At 73.5% G+C, this 24,705-nt stretch carries 23 protein-coding genes; 6 read left to right on the plus strand and 17 right to left on the minus strand.

Going from position 1 to position 24,705, the window contains the following annotated elements; genetic code table 11:
• Positions 1-2: 2 nt before the first annotated feature.
• The 7 genes from C3492_RS21535 to C3492_RS21565 form a co-directional block, all read right to left on the minus strand.
• Complete coding sequence (locus tag C3492_RS21535; RefSeq protein WP_103813390.1) at positions 3-260, minus strand: gas vesicle protein GvpG; 258 nt, start codon at positions 258-260, stop codon at positions 3-5.
• 31 nt (positions 261-291) lie between these two features.
• A complete protein-coding gene (locus tag C3492_RS21540; RefSeq protein ID WP_103813391.1) occupies positions 292-1,062 on the minus strand; it encodes a GvpL/GvpF family gas vesicle protein in 771 nt (256 codons plus the stop codon).
• Complete coding sequence (locus C3492_RS21545; protein WP_103813392.1) at positions 1,059-1,478, minus strand: gas vesicle structural protein GvpA; 420 nt, start codon at positions 1,476-1,478, stop codon at positions 1,059-1,061. The genes C3492_RS21540 and C3492_RS21545 overlap by 4 nt, the downstream gene beginning before the upstream one ends.
• A gap of 75 nt (positions 1,479-1,553) precedes the next feature.
• The gene (locus C3492_RS21550) at positions 1,554-1,931 is read right to left on the minus strand and encodes a gas vesicle protein (RefSeq protein ID WP_103813393.1); all 378 of its coding nucleotides are present in this window, start codon (positions 1,929-1,931) and stop codon (positions 1,554-1,556) included.
• A gap of 45 nt (positions 1,932-1,976) precedes the next feature.
• On the minus strand, positions 1,977-2,912 hold the full coding sequence (ligD, locus tag C3492_RS21555; RefSeq protein WP_103813394.1) for a non-homologous end-joining DNA ligase: 936 nt from the start codon (positions 2,910-2,912) through the stop codon (positions 1,977-1,979).
• Positions 2,909-4,756 carry a transketolase gene (locus C3492_RS21560; protein ID WP_103813395.1) on the minus strand — a complete coding sequence of 616 codons (1,848 nt, stop codon included), beginning with the start codon at positions 4,754-4,756 and terminating at the stop codon, positions 2,909-2,911. Before C3492_RS21560 ends, ligD begins: the two co-directional genes overlap by 4 nt.
• 63 nt (positions 4,757-4,819) lie before the next feature.
• Positions 4,820-6,391, minus strand: coding sequence for an NAD(P)/FAD-dependent oxidoreductase (locus C3492_RS21565; RefSeq protein WP_103813396.1), 1,572 nt, complete (start codon positions 6,389-6,391; stop codon positions 4,820-4,822).
• A 213-nt stretch (positions 6,392-6,604) separates the two neighbouring features.
• Here C3492_RS21565 and C3492_RS21570 point away from each other — a divergent pair, with 213 nt between their 5' ends.
• Positions 6,605-7,558, plus strand: coding sequence for an LLM class F420-dependent oxidoreductase (locus tag C3492_RS21570; protein WP_103813397.1), 954 nt, complete (start codon positions 6,605-6,607; stop codon positions 7,556-7,558).
• Positions 7,559-7,596: 38 nt separating this feature from the next.
• Here C3492_RS21570 and C3492_RS21575 read toward each other — a convergent pair whose 3' ends face one another.
• A complete protein-coding gene (locus C3492_RS21575) occupies positions 7,597-8,049 on the minus strand; it encodes a phage holin family protein (protein WP_103813398.1) in 453 nt (150 codons plus the stop codon).
• A gap of 81 nt (positions 8,050-8,130) precedes the next feature.
• Between C3492_RS21575 and C3492_RS21580 the strand changes: the two genes are divergently transcribed.
• Positions 8,131-8,478, plus strand: coding sequence for a VOC family protein (locus C3492_RS21580; protein WP_103813399.1), 348 nt, complete (start codon positions 8,131-8,133; stop codon positions 8,476-8,478).
• A 6-nt stretch (positions 8,479-8,484) separates the two neighbouring features.
• Here the strand turns inward: C3492_RS21580 and C3492_RS21585 are convergent, their stop codons facing one another.
• The 9 genes from C3492_RS21585 to C3492_RS21625 all read right to left on the minus strand — a co-directional run bounded on the left by C3492_RS21585 (position 8,485) and on the right by C3492_RS21625 (position 20,769).
• Entirely contained in the window at positions 8,485-9,030 is a 546-nt protein-coding gene (locus tag C3492_RS21585; protein ID WP_103813400.1) for a GNAT family N-acetyltransferase, read from the minus strand.
• A 177-nt stretch (positions 9,031-9,207) separates the two neighbouring features.
• Complete coding sequence (locus C3492_RS21590; RefSeq protein ID WP_103813401.1) at positions 9,208-10,131, minus strand: LD-carboxypeptidase; 924 nt, start codon at positions 10,129-10,131, stop codon at positions 9,208-9,210.
• Entirely contained in the window at positions 10,128-12,095 is a 1,968-nt protein-coding gene (locus C3492_RS21595; protein ID WP_103813402.1) for a prolyl oligopeptidase family serine peptidase, read from the minus strand. The genes C3492_RS21590 and C3492_RS21595 overlap by 4 nt, the downstream gene beginning before the upstream one ends.
• A 3-nt stretch (positions 12,096-12,098) precedes the next feature.
• Complete coding sequence (locus C3492_RS21600; RefSeq protein ID WP_103813403.1) at positions 12,099-13,415, minus strand: M20/M25/M40 family metallo-hydrolase; 1,317 nt, start codon at positions 13,413-13,415, stop codon at positions 12,099-12,101.
• Entirely contained in the window at positions 13,408-14,241 is an 834-nt protein-coding gene (locus tag C3492_RS21605) for a M55 family metallopeptidase (RefSeq protein ID WP_103813404.1), read from the minus strand. The genes C3492_RS21600 and C3492_RS21605 overlap by 8 nt, the downstream gene beginning before the upstream one ends.
• Positions 14,242-14,311: 70 nt before the next feature.
• Complete coding sequence (locus tag C3492_RS21610) at positions 14,312-15,031, minus strand: bifunctional 2-polyprenyl-6-hydroxyphenol methylase/3-demethylubiquinol 3-O-methyltransferase UbiG (RefSeq protein ID WP_103813405.1); 720 nt, start codon at positions 15,029-15,031, stop codon at positions 14,312-14,314.
• Between the two features lie 135 nt (positions 15,032-15,166).
• Positions 15,167-17,620, minus strand: coding sequence for a SpoIIE family protein phosphatase (locus tag C3492_RS21615; protein ID WP_103813406.1), 2,454 nt, complete (start codon positions 17,618-17,620; stop codon positions 15,167-15,169).
• 143 nt (positions 17,621-17,763) lie between these two features.
• Positions 17,764-20,163 carry an MFS transporter gene (locus tag C3492_RS21620; RefSeq protein ID WP_103813407.1) on the minus strand — a complete coding sequence of 800 codons (2,400 nt, stop codon included), beginning with the start codon at positions 20,161-20,163 and terminating at the stop codon, positions 17,764-17,766.
• Positions 20,164-20,325: 162 nt separating this feature from the next.
• Positions 20,326-20,769: an SRPBCC family protein gene (locus C3492_RS21625; protein WP_103813408.1), complete on the minus strand. Its 444-nt coding sequence runs from the start codon at positions 20,767-20,769 to the stop codon at positions 20,326-20,328.
• Positions 20,770-20,903: 134 nt separating this feature from the next.
• Here C3492_RS21625 and C3492_RS21630 point away from each other — a divergent pair, with 134 nt between their 5' ends.
• The 4 genes from C3492_RS21630 (at position 20,904) to C3492_RS21645 (ending at position 24,699) form a co-directional block, all read left to right on the plus strand.
• Positions 20,904-21,947, plus strand: coding sequence for an Rv2578c family radical SAM protein (locus tag C3492_RS21630; RefSeq protein WP_103813409.1), 1,044 nt, complete (start codon positions 20,904-20,906; stop codon positions 21,945-21,947).
• 149 nt (positions 21,948-22,096) lie between these two features.
• Entirely contained in the window at positions 22,097-23,656 is a 1,560-nt protein-coding gene (locus C3492_RS21635; RefSeq protein ID WP_103813410.1) for an alpha/beta hydrolase, read from the plus strand.
• A gap of 108 nt (positions 23,657-23,764) precedes the next feature.
• Entirely contained in the window at positions 23,765-24,184 is a 420-nt protein-coding gene (locus C3492_RS21640) for a RidA family protein (RefSeq protein WP_103813411.1), read from the plus strand.
• Positions 24,181-24,699: a GNAT family N-acetyltransferase gene (locus tag C3492_RS21645; RefSeq protein WP_103813412.1), complete on the plus strand. Its 519-nt coding sequence runs from the start codon at positions 24,181-24,183 to the stop codon at positions 24,697-24,699. Before C3492_RS21640 ends, C3492_RS21645 begins: the two co-directional genes overlap by 4 nt.
• Positions 24,700-24,705 lie beyond the last annotated feature (6 nt).

The following is a 24,705-nucleotide window of genomic DNA, read 5'->3' on the forward strand; positions in this document are numbered from 1 at the left end:
GGTCACGTCCCAGTGCCTGTCGTGTCCCCGTGATGCAGGGCGATCTCCAGCCGGTCGAGCAGTTCGTCCTCGCGCCGGTCGAACTCCTCCTCGGTGATCTCGCCCGCCTGAAGCTGCTCCTCGAGGCGGGCCAGCTCGGCCCGGACGGTGGCCGGGTCGTAGTAGATCCGCTCCGCCTCCCGGAGCACCTGCCGAATCGCCCACACGCTGCCGCGTGCCGGTGCGAAGGGCAGCAGCAGCACCTCCGAGATCAGTCCCACGGATCTCCTCCTTCCGTCCGGGCCCCGGCCGCTATGACGCTCCGGCGTCAGCGCCGGCCGTGGCGCCCGCGGACGCGGTCGGGCCGGGTTCGACGAAGCTGTACGGCGGCAGCGGGCCGTTGACCCGCAGTTCGAGATGGGCATGGCTCTTGCGCACCCGCTCGGCGGCGGCCAGGAAGTCCTCGGCCGAGTCGCGGGACACCAGGAACGAGACGTTGAGCAACCAGCCGGTGGACTCGGGGCCCACGCTGACCGCCGCGGCGCACGGCTGGAGCAGACGCTGCACCTCGGCGGCGTCCTCGGCCTCCTTGGCCTTGACGGCGCCGGCGACCATCTCGCCGAGGCGGATCCGGTCGTCGTAGCTGCCGCCGCCCGCCTGCCGGTTGGCCTCGGCGAGGGCGCGGACCTCCGCGTTCTCGGCCATCACGCGGTGCAGGACGGCCTCCTCGATGTGGGTGGCCTTGACGTTGTACTCGACCTTGCCCTCCAGCTCGCGCAGCCGCTCCAGGTAGTGCTCGGCCCGCTCGGCCAGCACCGAGGTGACGGTGTCGTCGTCGGGCGAGACGCTGCCGAAGCGCATGGGCAGCACACAGCCGGCCGCGCCCGCCTCGGCGAGCACGTTCTGGTGCGCGAGGAGGTCCCGGCGCTTGGGGCGCAGGCCCTCCGGGGCGTCGCTGACGACGGCGGCGAGCTCTCCCGCGGTGAGGACCCGGACGGGCCGGGGCGGTTCACCCACCCCGGTCATCCCCTCGGGGAGCGCCGGGTGCGAGCGCGCGGTGATGCCGTAGACGTACGTGCTCACTCCTCTTCCTCCTTCCGGCGGGCCGCGGTCTTACGGGGGCGCCGGGACTCGGCCTCGCCTTCCTCCCGGGCCTGCTTGAACGCGTCGGATATGGTCTGCGCGGCGCCGGACAGCGCGCCCTTGGACTTGCCGCGGGCTCCGCTCTCGGTGATCTCGCCGACGAGATCGGGCAGCCCGGGGGACCTGTGGGGCCCTGCCTCCAGGTCGAGGCGGTTGCACGCCTCGGCGAAGCGCAGATAGGTGTCGACGCTGGCCACCACGACCCGGACGTCGATCTTCAGGATTTCGATGCCGACCAGGGAGACACGTACGAACGCGTCGATGACGAGTCCCCGGTCGAGAACCAGCTCCAGGACGTCGTAGAGGCCACTGGTGCCGCCTCCGCCGCCGGACTGCTGTGCCGGAACAACGGTCATGCCGGCCGCTCCTCCTCGTGAGAATGATCGGTGTTCGGCGCCACGCGGGTCGCGTGGCCGCCGGACGCGGGGTGCCTAGCCGCCGGATCGGCGTGCGTCGGCCCGCCCGCGCTCGTATCGGCGAACGCGCCGGTAGCCGGTGAGCTGACCCTCGGGGTCCAGGTCGACCTGGTAGCTCGCCATCAGGCTCATGGTGTCCGGGACCCGTGCGAGTTCCATCACCTCGACCTCCAGCGACCAGCCGTCCTCGGTCTGCACGAAGGAGGACACGGTCTCCGGGACGAGTCCCGTCAGTTCGGCGAGCTGGCTGCGCGCCTCGCGCAGCACCTCCATGAGGGTCGGCCGCCGGGCTTCCGTCTCGTTCTGTGGGGTGTCGTGCGTCTGATCGGTGTTGTCCGACTTCTGAGATTTCTGTGAATTCTGTGACTGTGATGTGCTGTGTGTGTTCGACATGGCCACCTCTTCCTGCGGGTGGCCCCTCATTCCTTGGCCAAACCTTCAGGAACGCATGTCGGCGAGACGGCGCCGGGCGGGGCCCAGGGAGCGCCCGCGGGCCGGCAGCCCGGCCCAGGGGTCGCTGCGGGCCTGGTCGACGGCGTCGGCGAGGGTCCAGCGGCGGGCGTCGAGCCCGGGGTCGTCGAGCTGCTCCCAGGTGAGGGGGACGGCGACCGGGGCGCCGGGGCGGGCGCGGACGCTGAAGGGCGCGACGGCGGTCTGGGCGTACCCGTTGCGCTGCACGTCGAGGTACAGGCGGTCGCCGCGGTCCTGTTTGCGGACGGCGGTGGTGAGCCGGTCGGGGCGCCGTGCCGCGGCGAGTTCGGCGACGTCGTGCGCGAACTCCCGTACGGCGTCGAAGTCCTGGCGACCGTCGAGCGGGACGACGAGGTGCAGTCCGCGCGAGCCCGTGGTCATCGGGGCGGCGGGCAGCCCGAGTTCGTCCAGCAGCACGCGCAGCCAGGCGGCGGCCTCGCGGACGGCGCCGAAGTCGTCACCGGGGGGATCGAGGTCGAAGACCAGCCGGTCGGGCTGGTCGAGGCCGCCGGCCCGGTCGGTGCGCGAGAGCCAGCGGTGCAGGGTGAGGCAGGCCTGGTCGGCGAGGTACAGGAGCGTCGCGGTGTCGTCGCAGACGACGTGCGTGACCGTGCCGCCCTCCTTGGCGACCTCGGCGCGGGTGATCCACTCCGGGTAGTGCTCCGGGGTGTTCTTCTGCATGAACCGCTGGCCGCCGAGGCCGTCCGGATACCGCTCCAGCATCAGCGGACGGCCCCGCAGGTGCGGCAGCAGGTACGGCGCGACGGACCGGTAGTAGTCCGCGAGGTCGCCCTTGGTGTACTCCTTCGCGCCCCCGCCGCCGGGGAAGAGCACCTTCCCCGGCCGCTTGATCTCCACCGTGCGGCGGCCCGCGCGCAGGGTCCGCGCGTCGTCGGGGCTCATCGCACGACCGCCTCCTCGACCAGCATCCTGGCCGCCGCCGTGATGCCCAGGGCGTCGATGCCGGCCGCGTACAGCTGCTCGTCGGGCGCGGCCGAACCCGGCATGGTGCGCACCGCGAGCCGGACCAGACGGGGCACCGGCCGGCCGTCACCGAACACCTCCGCGACGGCGTCGCCGAGGCCGCCCTCCGGGTGGTGGTCCTCCACCGTGAGCAGGCAGCCGGTCTCCTCGGCGGCCCGGTGCAGGGTCTCGGCGTCGACGGGCTTGACCGAGTACAGGTCGATCACCCTGACCCGGATGCCGTCCGCGGCGAGCCGGTCGGCGGCGGCCAGCGCCTCGGGCACGGTCACCCCGGCGGCCACGACGGTCAGCCGGTCCTCCTCGCCGGCGCGCAGCGTCTTGCTGCCGCCGACCGGGAACTCCTCGTCGGGGCCGTAGATCACCGGTGTCTTGCCGCGGGAGGTGCGCAGGTAGCGGATGCCGTCGAGGCCGGCCATGGCCGCGACGAGCCGGGCGGTCTGGTTGGCGTCGCACGGGTACAGCACCGTGGAGCCGTGCACGGACCGGAACATCGCCAGGTCCTCCAGACCCATCTGGGACGGCCCGTCCTGCCCGATCGCGACGCCCGCGTGCGAACCGACCAGGTTGATCCCGGAGCCGCTGATCGACGCCATGCGCACGAAGTCGTGGGCGCGGGTCAGGAACGCGGCGAACGTGGAGGCGTACGGCACCCAGCCGCGCGCCGCCATGCCGACGGCCGTGGCGACGAGCTGCTGCTCGGCGATGTAGCACTCGAAGAACCGGTCGGGGTGCGCCTTGCCGAACTCCTCGGTACGGGTGGAGTCGCCGACCTCGCCGTCCAGGGCGACGACATCGCCGCGGGCCGTGCCGAGCGCGGCGAGGGCCTTGCCGAAGGCATCCCGCGTCGCGGCCTCCTCGCCCAGCTCGAAGCGCGGCAACTGGACCACCTCGGTGGTGAGCGAGCGCAGCGCGGCGGCGGCCTGCGGCTCGGACACGCGGACGTGCAGCGAGCGCGGCCCGCCGAGTTCGGCGATGGCGTCCTCGGCCTCGGGCAGCGGCTTGCCGTGCAGGCCCTCGCGGTCCTCGACGGCGGCCACGCCCTTGCCCTTCAGGGTGCGGGCGAGGATCACGGTGGGCTGCCCGGTGGTGGACAGCGCCTCCCCGTAGGCCCGGTCGATCGCGTCGACGTCATGGCCGTCGATCTCGATGGTGTGCCAGTCGAAGGCCTGGAAGCGGCGGGCGTAGGCGTCCAGGTCGTGGCCGTGCCGGGTCGGGCCGCGCTGGCCGAGCCGGTTGACGTCCACGACGGCGACGAGGTTGTCCAGGTTCTCGTAGCCGGCGTGTTCGGCGGCCTCCCACACCGAGCCCTCCGCCAGCTCGCTGTCGCCGCACAGCACCCACACCCGGTAGTCGGTGCGGTCCAGCCGTTGCCCGGCGAGCGCGATGCCGACCCCGACCGGCAGGCCCTGGCCGAGCGAGCCGGTGGCCGTCTCCACCCAGGGCAGCCGACGGGGCGTCGGATGGCCCTCCAGGCGGCTGCCGAGCTTGCGGAAGGTGACCAGCTCGCCGTCCTCGATCGCCCCGACCGCCTTGTACGCGGCGTACAGCAGGGGTGAGGCGTGTCCCTTGGACAGCACGAAGCGGTCGTTCGCGGGGTGCTCGGGGCGCTCGAAGTCGTAGCGCATGTGGTTCGCGAGCAGGACGGCCAGCAGATCGGCGGCGGACATCGAGGACGTGGGGTGCCCGGATCCCGCGGCGGCGGACGCCCGCACGCTGTCCACGCGCAACTGCTGTCCCAGTTCGACGAGTTCGTCGGTGTTCATGAGTCTCCTCGGTCTCCTTGCGCTCGGTCGCGGTCGATGGCGGTCGGTCGCGCTCCGGCGCGGTCAGTCGGTTTCGTTCGCGCGGTCCGCGGGATCGGCGGGGTCCGTGCGCTGGACGGGTCCGGGGGCCTGATGGTCCGGGCCGGCACCGGCGGACTCGCCGCCGGGCTGGTTCTTCGCGGGCTCACCACCGGGCTGGTTCCTGGCAGGCTCACCGCCCGGCTGGTTCCTGGCAGGCTCACCGCCCGGCTGTGGCTTCACCGGTTCCTCGGGCCTCGGCTTGTGCGTCATGAGTTCCTCTCCTGCCTGTGCGGCCGTCCACTCCGGGCCGCCCGGTACCCGCGCCAGCTCCGGCGAGGCGGTGTCCAGCGGGACCGACCAGGCTCGTACCAGGCCCAACTGGACGCCCTGGCGCGGGAGTACGGCGTCCAGCAGCCAGTCGGCAGCGACCCGGACGCGGTTGCCGGGCAGCGCCGCCAGGTGGTAGCCGCGGGTGACGGCACCGGCCGCCGGGCCGGACAGCGGGATGCCGAACGGGTTGGCGGCGGCCCGGATACCACCGAGGTCGACGGCGAAGCCCAGGTCCCGGTGGCGGTACGGGCGCCGGCGCCGGCCGAGGCCGAGCGAACCGGCCACGTTCTCCCCGGCCACCCGGCCCTGCCGCCAGGCGTGCTGGGCCGTCATGGGCGTGAACTTCCCCGGACGCTCCAGGTCGGGCACGGCGGCCGCGTCCCCGCAGGCGAACACGTCGATGCGGCCCGGCATCTGCAGATAGGGGTCGACGATCAGCCGGCCGCGCTCCAGCGGCTGCCGGACGGACTCCACCAGCGGGTCCGGCCGTACGCCCACGCACCACACCAGCGTCCGGGACGCGACGACCTCCCCGTCGGTGAGCAGCACCCCGTCCCGGGTGGCCTCCTGCACCGACGTGCCCATCCGTACGTCGACGCCCCGGGCCCGCAGCACCCGGTCGGCCGTGCGGGACATCCGCTCGTCCATCTCCGGCAGCACGCGCGGCGCCACGTCCAGCAGCATCCAGCGGGGCCGCAGTCCGCCGGGCAGCGGGTGCCGGCGGACCAGGCGGTCGGTGAGCATCTGCAGATGGGCGGCCACCTCGGTGCCGGTGTAGCCGGCGCCGACCACCACGAAGGTGCACCGGGCGGCGCAGCTCTTCGGGTCCTCCTCGGCGGCGGCGAGTTCCACCTGCCGGGTGACGTGGTCGCGCAGGTACAGCGCCTCGGGCAGTCCGCGGAAGCCGTGCGCGTGCTCGGCGACACCGGGGATCGGCAGCAGCTTGTTGACGCTGCCGACGGCCAGCACCAGCCGGTCGTAGCCGAGGGTGCCCGCACCGCCCTCGGGGTCGGAGTAGCTCACGGTCCGCGCGTCCAGGTCGACACCGTCCGCCTCGCCGAGCACCAGGCGCACCCCGCGCAGCGTGCCGGGCAGCGACACGGTGACCCGGCGGGCCTCCAGGACCCCGGCGGCGACCTGCGGCAGCAGCGGCAGGTACAGGAAGTAGTCGGTCGGGTTCAGCAGGGTGATGTCGGCCCGGTCGCGGGTCAGCCGGGCCAGGGTGCGCGCAGCCCGGTACCCGGCGAAACCGGCGCCGACGATCACGACGCGAGGTCGGCTCACGGTGCGCCTCCGGCGGTGTGGCTCGTCCGAGGTCTTCCGCGTAACCGGGGCCGGGGCACCCAAACGCCGGGCCGGTCACCCGAACGCCTGCGCCCGGCCATACCGCCGGGGCCCATCGCGCACGGCCGTACCGGCGTTTCGCGCTGTCGGCCCCGGTTACCCGGGCCGCGTCCGGATCAGATCAGCAGCGTCGCCCGCGCGGAGGTTCCCCCCATGCCCGAGTACGGCTATTTCCTGGCGAGCGAGGAACACGACCCCGCAGCCCTCGTCGAACAGGCCCGGATGGCCGAGCAGGCCGGTTTCCAGGCGCTGTGGATCTCCGACCACTACCATCCGTGGAACGACGCGCAGGGACAGAGCGCGTTCGTGTGGTCGGTGATCGGCGCGCTGTCGGAGGCGGTGTCGCTGCCCATCGAGACCGCGGTGACCTGTCCGACCGTGCGGATGCACCCGGCGGTCGTGGCGCAGGCCGCGGCGACCAGCGCGGTGATGACGGAGGGCCGCTTCCGGCTCGGCCTCGGCACCGGCGAGGCGCTGAACGAACACATCCTCGGCGACCCGTGGCCGCCGCTGCACGTGCGCCTGGAGATGCTGGAGGAGGCGATCCAGGTGATGCGCCGCCTCTTCAGCGGCGAGGAGGTCAACCACCACGGCACGCACTACACCGTGGAGAACGCCCGTCTCTACACCGTCCCCGAGGAGCCCGTCCCGATCGACGTCTCCGGCTTCGGCCCGAAGGCGACCTCGCTGGCCGCCCGCGTGGGCGACGGCTACATCACGATGATGCCGGAGGAGGAGATGGTCACCCAGTTCCGCAAGGGCGGCGGCGGGGCCAAGCTGGTCAGCGGCGGCACGAAGGTCTGCTACGGCGCCGACCGCGACGAGTGCGTTCGTACGGTGCACCGGCTCTGGTACAACGAGCTGCTGCCCGGCGAGATGGGGCAGGTGCTGCCCTCGCCGCGGCACTTCGAGCAGTTGCAGGAGCTGGTGACCGAGGACATGGTGCGGGAGAAGTCGGTGTGCGGGGACGACGTGGACGAGCACGTCTCGGCGCTGAAGGCGTTCGCCGACGCCGGGTTCGACCGGGTGTACGTGAACCAGATCGGGCCGGACCAGCGGGGGTTCTTCGACTTCTACCGGACGAAGGTGCTGCCGCAGCTCGGCTGATGGGGCGGGGCGGGGCCGGCGGCCCCGCCACCGCGCCGTCAGGCCCGGTGGTGGGGTGCGTCCGGCGGTGTCCCCGGCGTCGAAGGAGTCTCCGGCGTCGGGGGAGTCTCCGGCATCGGGGGGTACGGCATCCCCAGACCGCCCGGCGGGGCGGCCGGCGGGGTGCCGCCGACCACGCGGTGCGGGGCGTGGGGTCCGTGCCCGGAGTGGGCGGCGCCGCGCAGGAAGTAGGCCACCGCGCCCAGGAGCGCCGCGGTGATCAGCGCCGCGGCCCAGCCGGGCAGGCCGATCGCCAGGGCCAGGCCCACGGCGAGGGCCACCGCGCCGCCCGCGTACAGGGCGGCGGCACCCGAGGCGGCGTAGAGCACGGCGGTGCGGCGCTGTTTGCGGGACTGCTCGCGCAGCTCGTCGCGTACCGTCTCGCGTGCCACCTGCGCCAGCTCTTCGACGAGGTGCCTGTCCAGATGTTCCAGGTGATCCAAACGGTCCATACCCTGCGGGTACCCGCCGGGCACAGCGGGTAACGCCGAGGGGCCTGCGCGCGCCCGGCGGCCCCAACTAGGCTCGGGAGCATGGAGATTCTGGGCGCCTCGCTGCGCATCTGCGTCGACGACCTCGAAGCCGCGATCCCCTTCTACGAGAGCCTGGCGGGCGGCACGGCCCTGCGCTACCAGCGCGGCGGCGTCCAGGTCGCCGCGGTCGGTTCCTTCCTGCTCATGAGCGGCCCCGAGTCGGAGCTGGAGATCCTGCGCAAGGTGACGGCGACGATCGCCGTGAAGGACGTCGACGAGGCCCACCGGCTGCTGACCGGGCTGGGCGCCACGATCGTCGCGGGGCCGGTGCCGACGCCGGTGGGCCGGAACCTGCTCGCGGTGCACCCGGACGGGTCGGTCTTCGAGTACGTGGACCAGCGGGGCTGAGCCGGTTCAGCCGCGCATCTCGGTGGTGAGGGCCCAGCGTTCGTGATCGCGCCAGGCCCCGTCGACGTAGATCATGTCGGGTGAGAAGCCCTCCAGGCGGAACCCGGCGCCCCGGGCGAGGGCGATGGAGGCCGCGTTGCCCGGCTGGACGTTGATCTCCAGCCGGTGCAGGCCGAGCGGCCCGAAGGCGTACCCGATCACCAGCTCCAGCCCTTCGCGCATCAGGCCCCGCCCGGCCGCGTGCGCGAAGGCGCCGTAGCCGAGGGCGCCGCACTGGAAGCCGCCGCGCACGATGTTGTTGATGTTGATGAAGCCGGCGATGGCCCCGCTGTCCTTCTCGCACACCAGGAAGCCGGCCCGGGCCGGGTCCTCGATGAGCCGGCCGGCGTAGTCGGCGTACGCCTCGTCGGTGTCCGGCGGGAACAGCCAGGGCCGGTGCAGGTCCTTGCTCTCCCGGGCCCGTGCGGTGAACTCGGGGCCGTCGGCGAGGGTGAAGGGGCGGATGGCGACGCGCGGGCCCTCGGCGAGGGGACGGGACGGCGGGTGCGGCATCCGGCCAGCCTACGGCGTCCGCGTGGCGCCGGCTCGTCCGGCCGGCCCCCGCGTCAGCGCCGGTTCGTCCAACGTCAGCCCGCCCGCCCCACGCCGGCGCCGCCCGGTCCGGCATCAGCGTGCCCGCCCCACCTCGGTGCGACGCCTGCTCCTGGCACTTCAGCCTGACCGCCCGCCTCAGCGCAGCGCCGGCTCGTCCAGTGTCAGCGTGCCCGTCTCCGCGTCCAGCGTGGCCGCGACTCCGAGCGGGATCGTCAACGCCCCTTCGCCGTGACCGAATCCGACGTTCTCCGCTACCGGGACCCCGAGTCCGCCGAGCCGGTCGGCCAGCAGGGGCCGCAGCCCGTCGTAGTCCGCGCAGCGTTCCCAGGAGCCGAGCAGCACCCCGCGCACGCCCTCCAGCCAGCCGGAGCGCAACAGCTGGGTGAGGTACCGGTCCAGCCGGTACGTCTCCTCGCCCACGTCCTCCAGGCAGAGCAGTCCGCCGCGCGCGGAGGGCCGGGCGTGCGGGGTGCCGAGTTCGGCGGCGAGCAGGGAGAGGCAGCCGCCGAGGGTGACGCCCCGGGCCCGGCCGGGGACGAGGGCGGTACCGCCGGAGGCGATCGTGCGGACGGTCTCGGGGGCGAACAGCGTGGCCCGCAGGTGCTCCTGGGCCCGCGCGTTCTTGATGAAGTCGATGCCGGCCGCCATCGGCCCGTGCAGGGTGGCGAGGCCCAGGCGGGTCGCGAAGGCCTCGTGCAGGACGGTGAGATCGCTGAACCCGACGAAGACCTTGGGCCCGGCCGCCCGCAGCGCGTCCCAGTCGAGCAGGTCGACCACGCGCTGCGCGCCGTAGCCGCCGCGGGCGCACAGCACGGCGTCCACGGCGGAGTCGCACCAGGCGTTCTGGAGGTCGGCGGCGCGGTCGGCGTCCGTGCCGGCCAGGTAGCCGAACTCGGGGTGCCGGTCCAGGACATGGGGTCCGACCACCGGGTCGAGGTCCCAGCCGCGCAGCACGTCCAAGCCCGCCTGGAGCCGCTCCTCGGGCACCGGTCCGCTGGTGGCGACGACGGCGACCCGGGCGCCCGGGGCCAGCCGGCGCGGTCGCAGGAGTTCCTTCACGGGTTCAGCTCCACCTTCGGCACCGGCGGTGTCGGGTCCAGCCCGAACACCTGGGCGTACAGGGATAGTTCGGCCTCCAGGGCGCGGATCATGGTGTCGGCCCGGCGGAACCCGTGCCCCTCCCCCGCGAAGGTGAGGTAGGCGTGCGGCACACCCCGGCCCGCGATCCGGGCGAGGAAGCGTTCGCACTGGGCGGGCGGGCAGATGACGTCGTCCAGGCCCTGGAGGAGCAGGAACGGCGCGGTGAGCCGGTCGGCGTGCGTGGTCGGTGAACGTTCGGCGTACCGGGCGGGCACCTCGTCGCGCGGGCCGATCAGCGACTCCAGGTAGCGGGACTCGAAGTCGTGGGTCTCGCCGGGGCCCCAGGTTGCGAGGTCGAGCACCGGGTAGATGACGGTGCCGCAGGCGTAGACGTCGGTCGTGGTCAGGGAGGCGGCGGCGGTCCAGCCGCCCGCGCTGCCGCCCCGGATCGCCAGCCGGGCGGGGTCGGCGGTGCCCTCCTCGGCGAGGGCCCGGGCGACGGCCGCGCAGTCCTCGACGTCGACCACGCCCCACTGCTCGCGCAGCCGCTCCCGGTAGGCCCGGCCGTACCCGGTGGAGCCGCCGTAGTTCACCTCGGCGACGCCGATGCCCCGCGAGGTGAAGTAGGCGATCTCCAGGTCCAGCACGAGCGGCACCCGGCTGGTGGGGCCGCCGTGCGCCCAGATGACGTAGGGCGGCAGCTCGCCGTCGGGCGCGGTGCGGGCGGGGTGGTGCGGCGGGTAGAGGTGGGCGTGCACCTCGCGGCCGCCTGGGCCGGTGAAGGTGCGGGTCTGCGGCTCCGGGTAGTAGGCGGGGTCGACGGGGTCCTGGTGCCGGCAGCCGATCACCCGGGTGCGGCCGGTGGCGGTGTCCAGTTCGACCACTTCGTAGGCGGTGCGGGGACCGGCCGCGACCGTGACGACGCGTGTGCCGTGGGTCGCGAGGCCGGCGGCGCACTCCGTCCACGGTCCGACGGCGTCCACGATCTCGCCGGACTCCGGGTCGAGTATCCCGAGCGCGGTCGGCCCCCGACCGTGGGCGACGGCCAGGAGACCGTTGTCCAGGGGCGCGAACCAGCGCAGCCCGAGCTGCCACAGCGGTCCGCCGAACTCCTCCTCGCGCGGGCACAGAGGGGTGCCGTCGCGGTAGAGGTTCCACCAGCCGCTGCGGTCGCCGGCATACAGCAGGCCGCCGTCCGCCGACCACTCGACCTGGGCGACGGCCTCGTCCGGGCCGCCGGCGACGGTCCGCGCGTCCTTCAGCAGGCCGTCCTCCGTCACGTCGGCGACCAGCAGCTCCGTCCCGTCCCACGGCATCCGTGGGTGGTCCCAGGCCAGCCAGGCGGCCCGCCGGCCGTCCGGGGAGAGCCGGGCACCGGTGAGGAACCGGTGCCGGGGCCCGATCAGCTCGCGGACGGCGGCGCGGTCGTCGGCGGCCGAACCGTCCAGCGGTACGGCGGCCTGCACCCGCCGGATGTCGTCGGGGCCGTCCCCGGTGGACTCCTCCAGCACGCACCAGACCTCACCGCGGGCGAGGTCGATCCGGGGCTCGGCCCAGCGCAGGCCGCCGCCCACCGGGGAGACCGGGGTGAGCGGGGCGGGCTCGCCGCCGGGCTCGTACCGGTACAGCCGCTGGTCGGCGAAGTGCACGAAGACGATCAGCGGCCGGCCGTCGTGGACCACCCCGGTCCAGGGCCGGCCGCCGTACTCGATGACCCGGCTGCGCACGTTCCACGGCGCGGGCAGCACGGACTCCTCGCCCCCGTCGGTCCGCCGCCGCACCAGGGCCCGCCGGCCGCCCTCGGCCGGCCGGGGCTCGGTCCACCAGACCTCGTCCCCGACGAACCCCACCCAGTCCGGCCGCCCGTCGTGCGCGGCGGCGAGGGCCGCGTCGATCGGCGAGGGCCACGATCCGTACGGCGCGCTCTGCATCCGCTCCCCCATCGTCTAGGCCGTCCGCAGGAACCGGTCCAGGACGCGGACCCCGAAGTGCAGCGCCTCCACGGGCACCCGCTCGTCCACGCCGTGGAACAGCGCCTGGTAGTCGAGGTCCACGGGCAGCTTCAGCGGGGCGAAGCCGTAGCCGGTGATGCCGAGCCGGGAGAACTGCTTGGCGTCCGTGCCGCCCGACATGCAGTACGGCACCACGTGCCCGCCCGGCGCGAACTCCTCCACCGCTGCCCGCATCCTCGCGAACACCGGCGCGTCCACCGGTGCCTGGAGGGCCACTTCGCGATGCGCGAACTCCCAGTCGACGTCCGGCCCCGTCAGCTCGTCCAGCGTGGCGGTGAACTCCTGCTCCCCGCCCGCCAGATACCGCCCGTCCACGTGGGCGACCGCCTCGCCCGGGATGACGTTGAGCTTGTAACCGGCGTCCAGCATGGTGGGGTTCGCGCTGTTGCGCACGGTCGACTCGACCAGCTTCGCGGCCGGGCCGAGCTTCTCCAGCAGCCGGTCCACGTCGGTGAAGTCGGGGTCGATGCCGTACAGCGCGGCGAGTTCGGTGAGGGCGGCCCGTACGGTGGGCGTGAGCCGCAGCGGCCACTCGTGCTCGCCGATGCGGGTGACGGCGGCGGCGAGCCGGGTCACCGCGTTCTCCGTGTTCACCTTGGAGCCGTGCCCGGCCCTGCCCCGCGCGGTGAGCTTCAGCCAGGCGGTGCCCCGCTCCCCCGCGGCGATCGGGTAGATCTCCCGCCCGGACCCGTCGTGGAAGGTGAAGGCGCCCGACTCGCTGATGCCCTCCGTGCAGCCCTCGAAGAGTTCGGGGTGCCGGTCGGCGAGGAACCCGGAGCCGTCCTCGGCGCTGGCCTCCTCGTCGGCGGTGAACGCGAGGACGATGTCCCGGCGGGGCCGCACACCCTGCCGGGCCCAGGACCGGACCACGGCCAGGATCATCGCGTCCATGTTCTTCATGTCGACGGCGCCCCGCCCCCACACCACGCCGTCCCGGACCTCGCCGGAGAACGGGTGCACGGTCCAGTCGGCGGCCTCGGCCGGCACCACGTCGAGATGCCCGTGCACCAGCAGCGCGTCGGCGGACGGGTCGGTGCCCTCGATCCGGGCCACCACGTTGGTGCGGCCCTGGGTGCGCTCCAGCAGCAGCGGGTCCAGGCCCGCCCCCGCCAGCCGTTCGGCCGCGTACTCGGCGGCGGGCCGCTCCCGGCAGTCCCCGCCGCCCCGGTTGGTGGTGTCGATGCGGATCAGGCCGGAGGTGAACTCCACGACCTCGGCCAGGGCCAGTTCGTCGGCCTGCTGGTCAGCCATACTGCTCCTCCACGGCGGCAGAGACGATCGTGGTGACCGCCTTGAACGTCCTGATCCCCTCGTACATCGTGGCGCTGGTGTACGCCACCTTCCGCTCCCCGGTCCGCGCCACGCCGGGCACGACGGTCGCGGCCATGGCGAGATGTTCGGCGTCGAACTCGACGGCGACCGTGAACGGGCCGGCCTCGACCGGTTCGTGACGGACCGCCAGCTGGGCCGCCTCTTTGGCCGCCGCGCGGATGTCGGCCGCGGTCCGGGCCGGGGTCCGGCACACGGCCGCGTACCGCGACACATGGTCCTTGACGGCGACCTTCGGGGCCTCGGGCGCGTAGCCGAGGGCGTCCTCGCAGGCCACGTCGTCGCCGGTGACGAGGACGACGGGGACCCCGTACTCGGCGACGACGCGCGCGTTGAGCAGACCCTCGCTGGCGCGGACGTCGTTCAGCCACACCCCGGTGATCTGGTTGGCCAGGTAGGTGTGGGCGAGGACGCCCTCCATGCCGGCGCCCGCGTGGTAGCCGACGAACGCGATGCCGTCGACGTCACCGTGCTGGACGCCCTCCACCATGGACAGCGCCTTGTGCCGGCCGGTGAGCATCTCGACCCGCTCGTCGAGCCGCTCCAGGAGGAGGTTGCGCATGGTCCAGTGGGCCTCGTTGACGAGCACATGGTCGGCGCCGCCGTCGAAGAAGCCCTCCACGGCGGCGTTCACGTCCGAGGTGAACATGGAGCGGCACCGCTCCCACTGCGGCGTCCCCGGCAGCACGTCGGCGGGCCAGGTGACGCCCGTGGCCCCCTCCATGTCGGCACTGATGAGGATCTTCATGGTCGGTCACGTTACGCGTCGAGCGGCGGACAGGCTACGACCTCGCCCGGGGAGGCGATCTCGGGTCCGGTCAGGCCCTGGCGAGGACGAACCAGCGGGCCGGCAGGTCGATGCGGGTGCCGTCCGCGAGGTGCTCGGTCTGCGGCAGTACCGTTTCACCGTCGGCCAGGACGGCGAGACCGGCCTTGCCGAGCAGCCGCGGGATCTCCTCGTCGGGTGCGTCGGCGGGCTTGAGGCCGTGGTGGAAGACGCGCTGGAGCTTGGGCCCCGGGCCGCCCGGCTCGGACGCCGCCCGCCGCAGCACGTCGCGGGAGCCGGAGGTGAGCTCGACCACGAAGGCCCGGCCTTCGGCGCCGATGAGTTCGGCGACGGCGGCGGCCACCGCGGGGCGCGCGGCCGGTTCGCTCTGGTGGATGACGGCCCGCATGTAGACGTGGCTGTCGCCGAGCCGCTGGTGCAGGGCGCGGACGGCGTCCGTGTCGGTGAGGTCGAGCTGCTGGAACTCGACGGGGTCGCCGTTCGCGGCGCGGCGGGCGTGCTCGACGGCGGCGTGCGAGAGGTCGACGCCGACGGCGCGGGCGAAGCGGGTGGCCAGGTAGCGGGTCTGGGTGCCGTTGCCGCAGCCGAGGTCGACGATCGTCCGGCCGGTGTCGGCGTGGGCCAGGAGCAGTTCGCTGTGCGGTGCGGCGCTCAGGGAGGGGTCGGCGTCCCAGATCGCCTCGCCCCGGCCGTCGGAGGTTTCACGCCAGTAACTCTCCCAGGCGTTGCGGTAGTTCTCCGAGACGTTCATACGATCTCCCCACGGGTCGGTTCCGTGATCGGAATATCGCGGGGACCGGGAGCAGGGCAAGAGCCGGGCGGTCACCTTCACGAGATGTACGGCCCCTGGTCGCTCCGGGCGCGCGGTCCGCGTGCCGTCCTGCCGTCAGTCGCGGGTGGTGACGGCCTGCTCGAACCAGACGGTCTTGCGGTGTCCGCTGGCGCTGGCGCCCCACTCCCGGGCCAGCCGGCTGACCACGCGCAGGCCACGGCCCGACTCGTCGTGGGGGCCGGCGCTCAGCATGGCGGGCAGGGCGGGTTCGTCGTCGGTGACCTCGAACAGCAGCGCGTCCGTGCGGACCACCCGCAGCCCGATCCGGTCGCTCTCCGCGTGCCGGACGGCGTTGGTGACCACCTCGCTGACCAGCAGCTCGGCCGTCTCCACGGCCTGCGGCAGGCCCCACTCCAGGAGCCGTTCGCGGACCAGTCGGCGGGCCCGGGCCACCTCACGCGGGTCGGCGTCGAGCCGCCACTCGGCGACGTGCTCGTCGGGGATGCCGTTGAGGCGGGCCATGAGCAGGGCGACGTCGTCCTTGCGTCCGCCGCGGGTGTTCAGGGCGCGGATGATGGTGTCGCAGGCGTCGTCCATGGAGGCCGCGGGGTGGGCGGCGGACTCGCAGAGCGCGGCGAGGCCCTCGCCGATGTCGGAGCCGCGCACCTCGACCAGGCCGTCGGTGCACAGCACCAGCCGGTCGCCGGGCGCGACCTTGACCCGCCTGACCTCGAAGGGGACGCCGCCGACGCCGATCGGCGCTCCGGTGGGCAGTTCGAGGAGTTCGCTGCTGCCGTCCTCGGCACGGACCAGCACGGGCGGGATGTGGCCGGCGTTGGCGAGGGTCAGGTCGCCGCGGATCGGGTCGTACACGGCGTACAGGCAGGTGGCGAGGTAGGTGTCGCCGAGCCTGCGGGCCAGGTCGTCCAGGTTGCGCAGCAGTTGGGCGGGCGGGGTCTCCATTGCGGCCATGGTCTGCACGGCAGTGCGCAACTGGCCCATCATCGCGGCCGAGTTGAGACCGTGTCCCATGACGTCGCCGACCACGAGGGCGGTGCGGGAGCCGGGCAGTTTGATGGTGTCGAACCAGTCGCCGCCGATCCGGCCGAGCCGGGTGCCGGGCAGATAGCGGGTGGCGATGTCGCAGCCGGGCATCCGCGGGGTGACCTGCGGCAGCATGCTGTCCTGGAGGGTGTCGGCCACGTTCTCCTGGTAGGTGTACATACGGGCGTTGTCGAGCACGAGGCCCGCGCGGGCGGCGAGTTCGGCGCCGGTGGTGCGGTCCATGTCGTCGAACTGCGGCCGGTCGGGGCGGCGCATCAGCACCATGAAGCCGAGGACGACGTTGCGCGCCTTGAGCGGGACGATGAGCAGCGACCGGCCGCCGATCAGGGGCCGCAGGTCGCGCTTCTCGAACTCGCCGGAGATGCGCTCGGACAGCTCCTCGGTGACCCTGGGGACGAGCACCGGCTCGCCGGTGACCATGCACTGGTAGAAGGGGGTGTGCTCGGGGAAGGCGAAGGCCTCGCCGACTGGCACGGTGTCGTCCCAGCGGCCCGGTTCGTCGTTGTGCTCTACCCAGACGCGGAACATCACGGTGCTGGCGTCCGGCGGGCCGTCCGGGAAGCCTTCGCCGGCCAGCACCGCGGCGCGCAGATGGGTGCCGGCGAAGTCCGCGAACCGGGGCACGGCGGCGCTGGTGACCTCGCGGATGGTCTCGCCGAGGTCCAGGGAGGAGCCGATGCGGGAGCTGACCTCGTTGAGGAACTCCAGCCGCTCGCGGACGGCGGCGTACTCCAGGTCCTGTTCGGCGCCGGCCGGGACCACGGCCACGGCCCGCTGCCGCGGTGCGACGGCTTCCTCGGCGCGGGTGCGCCCGGGGCGGCGGGGCACGCCCCAGTACGGGGTCACGGGCACCCGGTCGTACTGGCTGAACTCCAGGACCGGATAGCCGAGTTCGAGGACCTGCGCGACGATGCGGGCGCTGAGTCCCGGACCCATGCTGGGCAGGATCTCGGGCAGCCGCCGTTCGAGTTCGTCGGGGGCGGGCAGTTCGGTGTGGCGGGCGAAGCCGGGCGAGATGCGTTCGGCGGTCTCGTCGTCGTAGCCGCGTTCGTCGCGCAGCCGGGTGGCGTCGGCGGCGAGCACGAGCAGCCGGGCGGGGCCCGGGCCGACCAGCGGGTAGGCCCACCACAGCACGTCCAGCCGCTCCCCGTCGGGCGTCTGCGGGGGCGGGCGCAGGCGGGCGCGCCCGGCCGTGGCGTAGCCGGTGTGCCCGCCGAGCGAGTTCTCCAGGTCGGGGCCGGGCCCGTCGTACGTCTCGTACGCGTCCGGCAGCGCGCCGTCCTGGAGGTCCTCCGGCAGGGCACCGGAGACGGGCAGCAGGTCGGCCGCGGGCTGTCCGACGGCGTCCTCACGGCTGACGCCGAACAGGCGCCGCGCGCCGGTGCTCCAGTGGGACACCCGTCCGGCCCGGTCGACGACGACCACGGCCAGCGGAATCCGGCCCGCGGCGGTGTCGCCGATGCCGCGCCCGGGAGCTGTGTCCCGCTCGCTGCCACGGTCCATGGCCCAGGCCCTCTCTCCCCACGGCTGTCCGCAAACGATCTGTGCCGCCCGCCACTACGGTAAGACGACCACCAGTCGCGATGTGTGGCAATCCTGGAATTGGTTGCAGCGGATCGCTCCGGCGCGGCGGGCGGGCGCCCCGCTCAGTCCTCGTGGCCCAGTTGGAGATCCCGTTCCGTCCGGCCACCCCCCGCGACCTGCAACACCGTGGCGACCGGCGGGTAACCTGCGGCGATGACGGTGTACTCGCCGGAGGAGAGATCGACGAACCGGAACGTTCCGTCGGCTCCGGTGGTGAGCGTGTCGACGACGTTGCCGGCGGCGTCGAGCAGGGTCACGCGCGCGTCCTCCACGGGCCGCCCGCCGCTGGCCCGGACGGTGCCCCGCAGCACGGCGCCGCCCGCGAGTTCGACGTCCTGCCGGGTCTCCCGGGATGCCTGCACGGTGACCGGGAGCGCGGCGGGCCGGAAGGCGGGGGCGCTGGCGGCGAGGGTGTACTCGCCCGCGACCAGTTCGGTGATGACGTAGCCGCCCTCGCGCCCGCTGCGGGTGCTCGCGACGACCTCGCCGTGCACGTTGGTGAGGGTGACGGTGGCGTCCCGGACGGGGGTGCCGTCGGCGGTGAGCACGCTGCCGGCGAGGCGGCCGGCGCCGCTGAGGACGACGTCGAGCTCGACGGGGCGTTCGCCGACGGTGACGGAGACGGCCTGCGGCTGGTGCCCGCCGGCGGCGGCGATCAGCACGTACGACCCGGAGCCGGGCGTGCTGAGCGCGTACCGCCCGTCGTCGCCGCTGGCGCCCCGACCGATCTGCTGTCCGGCGACGTCGATGAGGGTGAGGGCCGCGCGGGGCACCACGGTGCCGTCGGGGTGCTGCACGGTGCCGCAGACGGGGACCCCGGCGGCGTAGGGCGCCCGGGCACCGGGGATCGAGGCGGTCACGGTCTGCGGCTCCGTTTCGGCGGTGTTGTGGGACACCAGTGGTTTCTCCTTGAGGAAGAAGGCGATGAGCAGGCCGAGGGCGAGCACCGGGACCAGGTAGAGGAAGATCCGGGGCATCGCGTCGGCGTAGGCGCGGATGTAGGCGTCGCGCAGGGCCGGGGGCAGCGCGTGGACGAGCTGCGGGGTGATCGAGTCGGCGGCGGGCAGTCCGGTACCCGCGCGCGGGGGCAGCTCCTCGCGCAGCGAGGAGGCGAGCCGGTCGGCGAAGAGCGTGCCGAAGACGGCGGCGCCGACGCTGCCGCCGATCTGCCGGAAGTAGTTGTTGGCGCTGGTGGCGGTGCCGAGGTCGGCGGGGCGGACGGAGTTCTGCACGGCGAGGACGAGGACCGGCATGACCAGGCCGATCCCGGCGCCGAGGACGGCCATCCAGACGCTGTAGTGCAGCCGGGGCGTGTCGGTCTGCAGCCGGGACAGCAGCCACATGCCGACGGTGGCGACGGCGCAGCCGAGCACGGGGTAGATCTTGTAGCGCCCGGTGTGGCTGATGAGCTGTCCGCCGATGATGGAGGCGCCGACGATCCCGGCCATCATGGGCAGCATCAGCAGCCCGGACTCGGTGGCGCTGGCGCCGTCGACCATCTGCAGGAAGGTCGGCAGATAGCTGGCGGCGCCGAACAGGGCGACGCCGATCACGAGGCCGACCAGGCCGCTGAGGGTGAACACGGGGTCGCGGAACAGTCTCAGCGGGATGAGGGGTTCGGCCGCGAAGCGCTCGGCGACCAGGAAGAGGGCGGTGGCGACGAGGGCGCCGGCGCCGAGGCCGAGGATCTGCCGGGAGCTCCAGGCGTACTCGGTGCCGCCCCAGCTGGTGAGCAGGACCAGGCAGGTCGAGGCGGCGGCGAGCAGCAGGGTGCCGAGGACGTCGAGCCGGGCGCGTGTGCGCGGCCTCGGGAGTTTGAGGACGACGGCGATGACGGCGAGGGTGACCAGTCCGAAGGGGACGTTGACGTAGAAGCACCAGCGCCAGGAGAGGTGGTCGGTGAAGTAGCCGCCGAGCAGCGGTCCGGCGACGGAGGCGAGACCGAAGACGGCGCCGATCAGGCCCATGTACCGGCCGCGCTCCCGGGGCGGCACGATGTCGGCGATGATCGCCTGCACACCGATCATGAGGCCGCCGGCGCCGACGCCCTGGACCGCGCGGAAGGCGATGAGCTGGTCCATGGTCCCGGCCCGGCCGGCGAGGGCGGAGCCGACGACGAAGACGGCGATGGCGAACTGGAAGACGCCCTTGCGGCCGACCAGGTCGCCGAGTTTGCCGTAGACCGGCAGGCCGATGGTGGAGGTGAGCAGGTAGGAGGTGATCGCCCAGGACATCTTGTCCAGGCCGTGCAGTTCGCCGACGATCTTCGGCAGGGCGGTGGCGACGATCATCTGGTCGAGGGCGGCCAGCAGCAGGGCCAGCATCAGCCCGAAGAACACCAACCGCACCCGGCGGGGCCCGATTCCGGCGGGCGGCGCGGGAGGCGGCGGTGCGGCCGTGGTCTGCTCGCCGGGGACCGGTGCCACGACCGGCTCGCGCTTCACCAGTGTCGTCCCGCCCACGTACCGCTCCCCTCGTCACACCCGTTCACATTTCCCGCGTAAGGCGACAACTGCGAACAACTGCGGCGAGTTACGGCACGATCCGGTACGGCCCGGAGATGCACTCGAACCGGTGAAGGGGCCGACCGGCGGTCAACCCCCCTTCACCGGCGGGTGCTTGGACTACTTCTCGACCTCGGCGGCGAGCCGGGCGAGCAGGGCGTCGTAGATCCGGCCGAGGCCCTTGGGCGCGAAGGTCTTCTCGAAGAAGCCGCCGATGCCGCCGGCGCCCTGCCAGGTGGTGGTGACGACCACGCGGGACCTGCCCTCACCGGCGGGGGTGACGCGCCAGGTGGTGACCATGGAGGAGTTGCGGTCCTTCTCGACCAGCTCGCCGTCCGTGGGCTCGCTGACCTCCAGCAGGCAGTCGCGCACCCGCTTGCTGGTGGCCTGGAGCTTCCAGTGGACGAGGGTGCCCTCGCCGTCGCCGCCCTCGCGCACCTCGTACTCGCTGAACTGCTCGGGCAGCAGCTTCTGCCGCGTGCCGCGGTAGTCGGCGAGGGCGTCGAACACCTTCTCCGCGTCCGCCGCGACGACCCGCTCCGTAGTGGCCTCGACCTGCGCCATTGCGTTCCTCCACGACCTGGTTCCTCGGGGTTGGGGCAAGCCAACCACCCCGGCGCCCGGCCGCCCAAATCGGGGCTCGCACGATCATGGGAACATGTGTTCTATTCTGTGGGCAGTGCGAGCGAGGAGGCGTCATGCGCTGGGAGAACCTCACAGACGAGAGCGAACACGGCCGGGCCGCCGATGCCGTGCTGTTCGGCGCGGACGCCGTCACCACACGGACGTTCGACACGCCCGAGTTCGCGGGGATCACCTTCCACGAGGTCCGGGCGCGCTCGGTGCTGAACCGCGTGCCGGGTGCCTCGCGCATGCCGTTCGAATGGACGGTCAACCCCTACCGGGGCTGCACGCACGCGTGCGTCTACTGTTTCGCCCGCAAGACGCACAGCTACCTGGACCTGGACACCGGCATCGGCTTCGACACCCAGATCGTGGTCAAGGTGAACGCCCCCGAGGTGCTGCGCCGCCAGCTCGGCTCCCGCCGCTGGCAGGGCGACCACGTGGCGATGGGCACCAACGTCGACTGCTACCAGCGCGCCGAGGGCCGCTACCGGCTGATGCCGGGCATCATCTCCGCGCTCACCGATCACGCGAACCCGTTCTCGATCCTCACCAAGGGCACCCTGATCCTGCGCGACCTGGACCTGCTGGTGCGGGCGGCGGAGGTGACCGACGTGGGCGTCTCGGTCTCCGTCGGCTTCCTGGACACCGGGCTGTGGCGCACGGTGGAGCCGGGCACGCCCGCGCCCGAGCGCCGGCTGGACGTCGTCCGCGCCTTCGGGGAGCACGGGATCGGCTGCGGGGTGCTGATGGCGCCGGTGATCCCGTTCCTGAGCGACGACCCGGCGCAACTGCGGGCCACGGTACGGGCCATCGCGGCGGCCGGGGCCACCTCCGTCACACCCCTGGTGCTGCATCTGCGCCCCGGCGCCCGGGAGTGGTTCATGGCCTGGCTCGGACAGCACCACCCGCACCTGGTGCGGCGGTACGAACGGCTGTACGCGGAGGGCGCCTACGCGCCCAAGTGGTACCAGCGCCGGATCACCCGCCAGGTGCACGAGCTGGCGCAGGAGTACGGCATCGGGCCCGCGCGCGCCGGGCTGGCCCGCCGGATCCGCCCGGCCGAGCCGGCACCGGCCCCCACCGAGCCGGAGCCGGTCCAGCTCAGCCTCATGTGAGGACGCCCAGGGTCGTTCGAGGGCATCCCACGGCCCAATCGGGTCACGTATCCCCGCAACACGTTCCTCAGGGCCCCGGCTCCGGGACGATCCGGCGAGAACCGTGAACCCCGCGGTTCGCCGAAGACCTCCGTCCCGGGAGGACCCGTATGAGAACACGCGCAGCCCTGCTGTGCGCGGCCGCGGCCGTCACCGTGCTGGCGGGCTCGGTCACCGCCGCACCCGCGCAGGCCGCCCGGCCCGCGCAGCTCGGCTGGAAGAAGTGCGGCACCACCGACTTCCCCAGGCTCCAGTGCGCGTCCCTGACGGTGCCGCTGAACCACGCCGACCCGTCGGGGCGGCGGATCACCATCGCGCTGTCCCGCGTCCCGCACACCGCGCGGGCCTCGCAGGGCCCGCTGCTGGTCAACCCCGGCGGTCCCGGCGGCAGCGGACTGACGCTCGCCGGGTTCGTCGCCTCGTCGCTGCCGAAGAGCGTGGCGGCCCGGTACGACGTCATCGGCTTCGACCCGCGCGGGGTCGGCCGCAGCCGGCCGGCCCTGGACTGCGTGCCCGGCCACTTCAAACCGGTGCGCCCCGACTCCGTACCGGCCACGCCCGCGCTGGAGCGGGCCAATCTGGACCGCGCCAGGTCCTTCGCCGCGGCCTGCGGCCGGAAGTACGGCGACCTGCTGCCGTACCTGGACACGGTCAGCTCGGCCCGGGACCTGGAGGCCGTCCGCCGAGCGCTCGGCGCGCCGAAGATCAGCTACTTCGGCTACTCCTACGGCACCTATCTGGGCGCGGTGTACGCGAAGCTGTTTCCGGGGCGGGTGCACCGCCTGGTGCTGGACTCGATCGTCGACCCGAAGGGCGTCTGGTACGAGGACAACCTCGGCCAGGACTACGCCTTCGACGACCGCCACCGGGCGCTGATGGCCTGGATCGCCACATACGACTCCAGGTACGGGCTGGGCAAGGACCCCGCGAAGATCGAGGCCCGCTGGTACGCGATGCGGGCGTCCCTGGCGAAGAAGCCGGCCGGGGGCCGGGTCGGCGCCGCCGAGCTGGAGGACACCTTCACGCCCGGCGCCTACTACAACGGCTACTGGCCCCGCCTCGCCGAGGCGTTCGCGGCCTGGGTCCACCACGGGGACACCGGGCCGCTGGTGGAGGCGTACCGGAAGTTCGGTGCCGTGGACGCCGCGGGAGACAACGGCTACAGCGTCTACGCGGCGGTGCAGTGCCGGGACGCGGCCTGGCCGCGCGGCTGGAACAGGTGGCGCGCGGACGCCTGGGACGTGTACGCGAAGGCGCCCGTGATGGCGTGGAGCAACGCCTGGTACAACGCGCCGTGCGCCTTCTGGCCCACGGCCCCGCTGCGGCCGGTGGACGTCACCAACGGCACGCTGCCGCCGGCGCTGCTCTTCCAGGCGACCGACGACGCGGCGACCCCCTACTCCGGCGGCGCCACGGCCCACCGGCTGCTGGCCCGCTCCAGCCTCGTGGTCGAGGAGGGCGGCGGCAACCACGGCGTCACGCTGAGCGGCAACACGTGCCTGGACCAGCACCTGGCCGCGTACCTCGGCGAGGGCAGGGTCCCGCGCGGCGGCGGCGCGGTGGACGCGGTCTGCCCGAAGACCCCCGACCCGACGCCACCGAAGAGCAAGGCGGCGTCGCCGACGTCCAGCGGCTCGACCCTGCACGGCTTGCTGGGCTTCCACGGGTAGCCGACACGGCAGACGACGCGTCAGGCGCCCGGCACCTCACCCGGCTGTGTCAGGCAACGGGCCCGGCCGCCCAGGGCGTTGTCAGTGGGGTGGGTCATCATGGGGGCCATGAGCGAACCCACCCGGGCCGGTCGTGGACCGACCCGCATCCCCGCGCCGGCCGGGGTGTTCCCCGCCGCCCAGTACACCCATGTGGTGACCGCGACGGGCCGCCTCGTCGCGGTCTCCGGCCAGCTTCCCCTCGACAAGGACGGCGAGCTGGTCGGCGCGGGCGATCCGGCGGCCCAGGCGCGGCAGGTCTTCGCGAATCTCCGGCGCTGCCTGGCCGCGGCGGGAGCCGGTTTCGAGGACGTGGTGAAGCTGACGTACTTCGTCACGGACATGGCCCACATGCCGGCGATCCGCGCGGCCCGCGCCGCCCACATACCCGACGACCGCCTGCCCGCCTCCTCCGCGATCCAGGTGGCCGGGCTGGTGGCGCCGGAGTTCCTGCTGGAGGTCGAGGCTCTCGCGGTGGTCGCCGCGTGAGTGCCCTGACGGTCCGTCAGATGACCCTCGCCGACTGCGACCGCGTCTCGGAGATACGGATCCGCGGCTGGCAGCACGCCTACCGGGGGCTCATGCCGCAGCCGTACCTCGACGGGCTCAGCGTCACCGCGGACGCCGAGCGGCGGCGGGCCCGGTTCGCCGAGGGGAACGGCTCCGTGGTGAACCTGGTCGCCGAGCGGGCCGGCACGGTGGTCGGGTGGGCGGCGCACGGGCCGTACCGGGACGGCGGGACGCGCACCGGCGACGCCGAGCTGTACGCGATCTACGTCGACCCGGCCCGGCTGGGCGGCGGGACCGGGCGGGCGCTGCTGGCCGCGACGACCGAGCTGTGCCGGGCGTATCCCCGCATGCTCCTGTGGGTCCTGAAGGAGAACGCGCCCGCCCGCCGCTTCTACGAGCGCGCCGGGTTCCGCCCCGACGGGGCCGAGGAGCCCTTCGAGGTGGACGGCGTACCGGTGCCCGAGGTGCGGTACGTGAAGACGCTGGGCGGCTGACCGGGC

The organism is Streptomyces sp. Ru62 (genome assembly GCF_002920615.1).
Lineage (GTDB): Bacteria > Actinomycetota > Actinomycetes > Streptomycetales > Streptomycetaceae > Streptomyces.

What these genes read in the sequence shown, in the direction of transcription:
- C3492_RS21545 (WP_103813392.1), bottom strand. Translation starts at nt 1,478, where the DNA reads ATGACCGTTGTTCCGGCACAGCAGTCCGGCGGCGGAGGCGGCACCAGT.
- C3492_RS21550 (WP_103813393.1), bottom strand. Translation starts at nt 1,931, where the DNA reads ATGTCGAACACACACAGCACATCACAGTCACAGAATTCACAGAAATCT.
- ligD (WP_103813394.1), bottom strand. Translation starts at nt 2,912, where the DNA reads ATGAGCCCCGACGACGCGCGGACCCTGCGCGCGGGCCGCCGCACGGTG.
- C3492_RS21560 (WP_103813395.1), bottom strand. Translation starts at nt 4,756, where the DNA reads ATGAACACCGACGAACTCGTCGAACTGGGACAGCAGTTGCGCGTGGAC.
- C3492_RS21570 (WP_103813397.1), top strand. Translation starts at nt 6,605, where the DNA reads ATGCCCGAGTACGGCTATTTCCTGGCGAGCGAGGAACACGACCCCGCA.
- C3492_RS21575 (WP_103813398.1), bottom strand. Translation starts at nt 8,049, where the DNA reads ATGGACCGTTTGGATCACCTGGAACATCTGGACAGGCACCTCGTCGAA.
- C3492_RS21580 (WP_103813399.1), top strand. Translation starts at nt 8,131, where the DNA reads ATGGAGATTCTGGGCGCCTCGCTGCGCATCTGCGTCGACGACCTCGAA.
- C3492_RS21585 (WP_103813400.1), bottom strand. Translation starts at nt 9,030, where the DNA reads ATGCCGCACCCGCCGTCCCGTCCCCTCGCCGAGGGCCCGCGCGTCGCC.
- C3492_RS21595 (WP_103813402.1), bottom strand. Translation starts at nt 12,095, where the DNA reads ATGGGGGAGCGGATGCAGAGCGCGCCGTACGGATCGTGGCCCTCGCCG.
- C3492_RS21600 (WP_103813403.1), bottom strand. Translation starts at nt 13,415, where the DNA reads ATGGCTGACCAGCAGGCCGACGAACTGGCCCTGGCCGAGGTCGTGGAG.
- C3492_RS21605 (WP_103813404.1), bottom strand. Translation starts at nt 14,241, where the DNA reads ATGAAGATCCTCATCAGTGCCGACATGGAGGGGGCCACGGGCGTCACC.
- C3492_RS21610 (WP_103813405.1), bottom strand. Translation starts at nt 15,031, where the DNA reads ATGAACGTCTCGGAGAACTACCGCAACGCCTGGGAGAGTTACTGGCGT.
- C3492_RS21615 (WP_103813406.1), bottom strand. Translation starts at nt 17,620, where the DNA reads ATGGACCGTGGCAGCGAGCGGGACACAGCTCCCGGGCGCGGCATCGGC.
- C3492_RS21625 (WP_103813408.1), bottom strand. Translation starts at nt 20,769, where the DNA reads ATGGCGCAGGTCGAGGCCACTACGGAGCGGGTCGTCGCGGCGGACGCG.
- C3492_RS21630 (WP_103813409.1), top strand. Translation starts at nt 20,904, where the DNA reads ATGCGCTGGGAGAACCTCACAGACGAGAGCGAACACGGCCGGGCCGCC.
- C3492_RS21635 (WP_103813410.1), top strand. Translation starts at nt 22,097, where the DNA reads ATGAGAACACGCGCAGCCCTGCTGTGCGCGGCCGCGGCCGTCACCGTG.
- C3492_RS21640 (WP_103813411.1), top strand. Translation starts at nt 23,765, where the DNA reads ATGAGCGAACCCACCCGGGCCGGTCGTGGACCGACCCGCATCCCCGCG.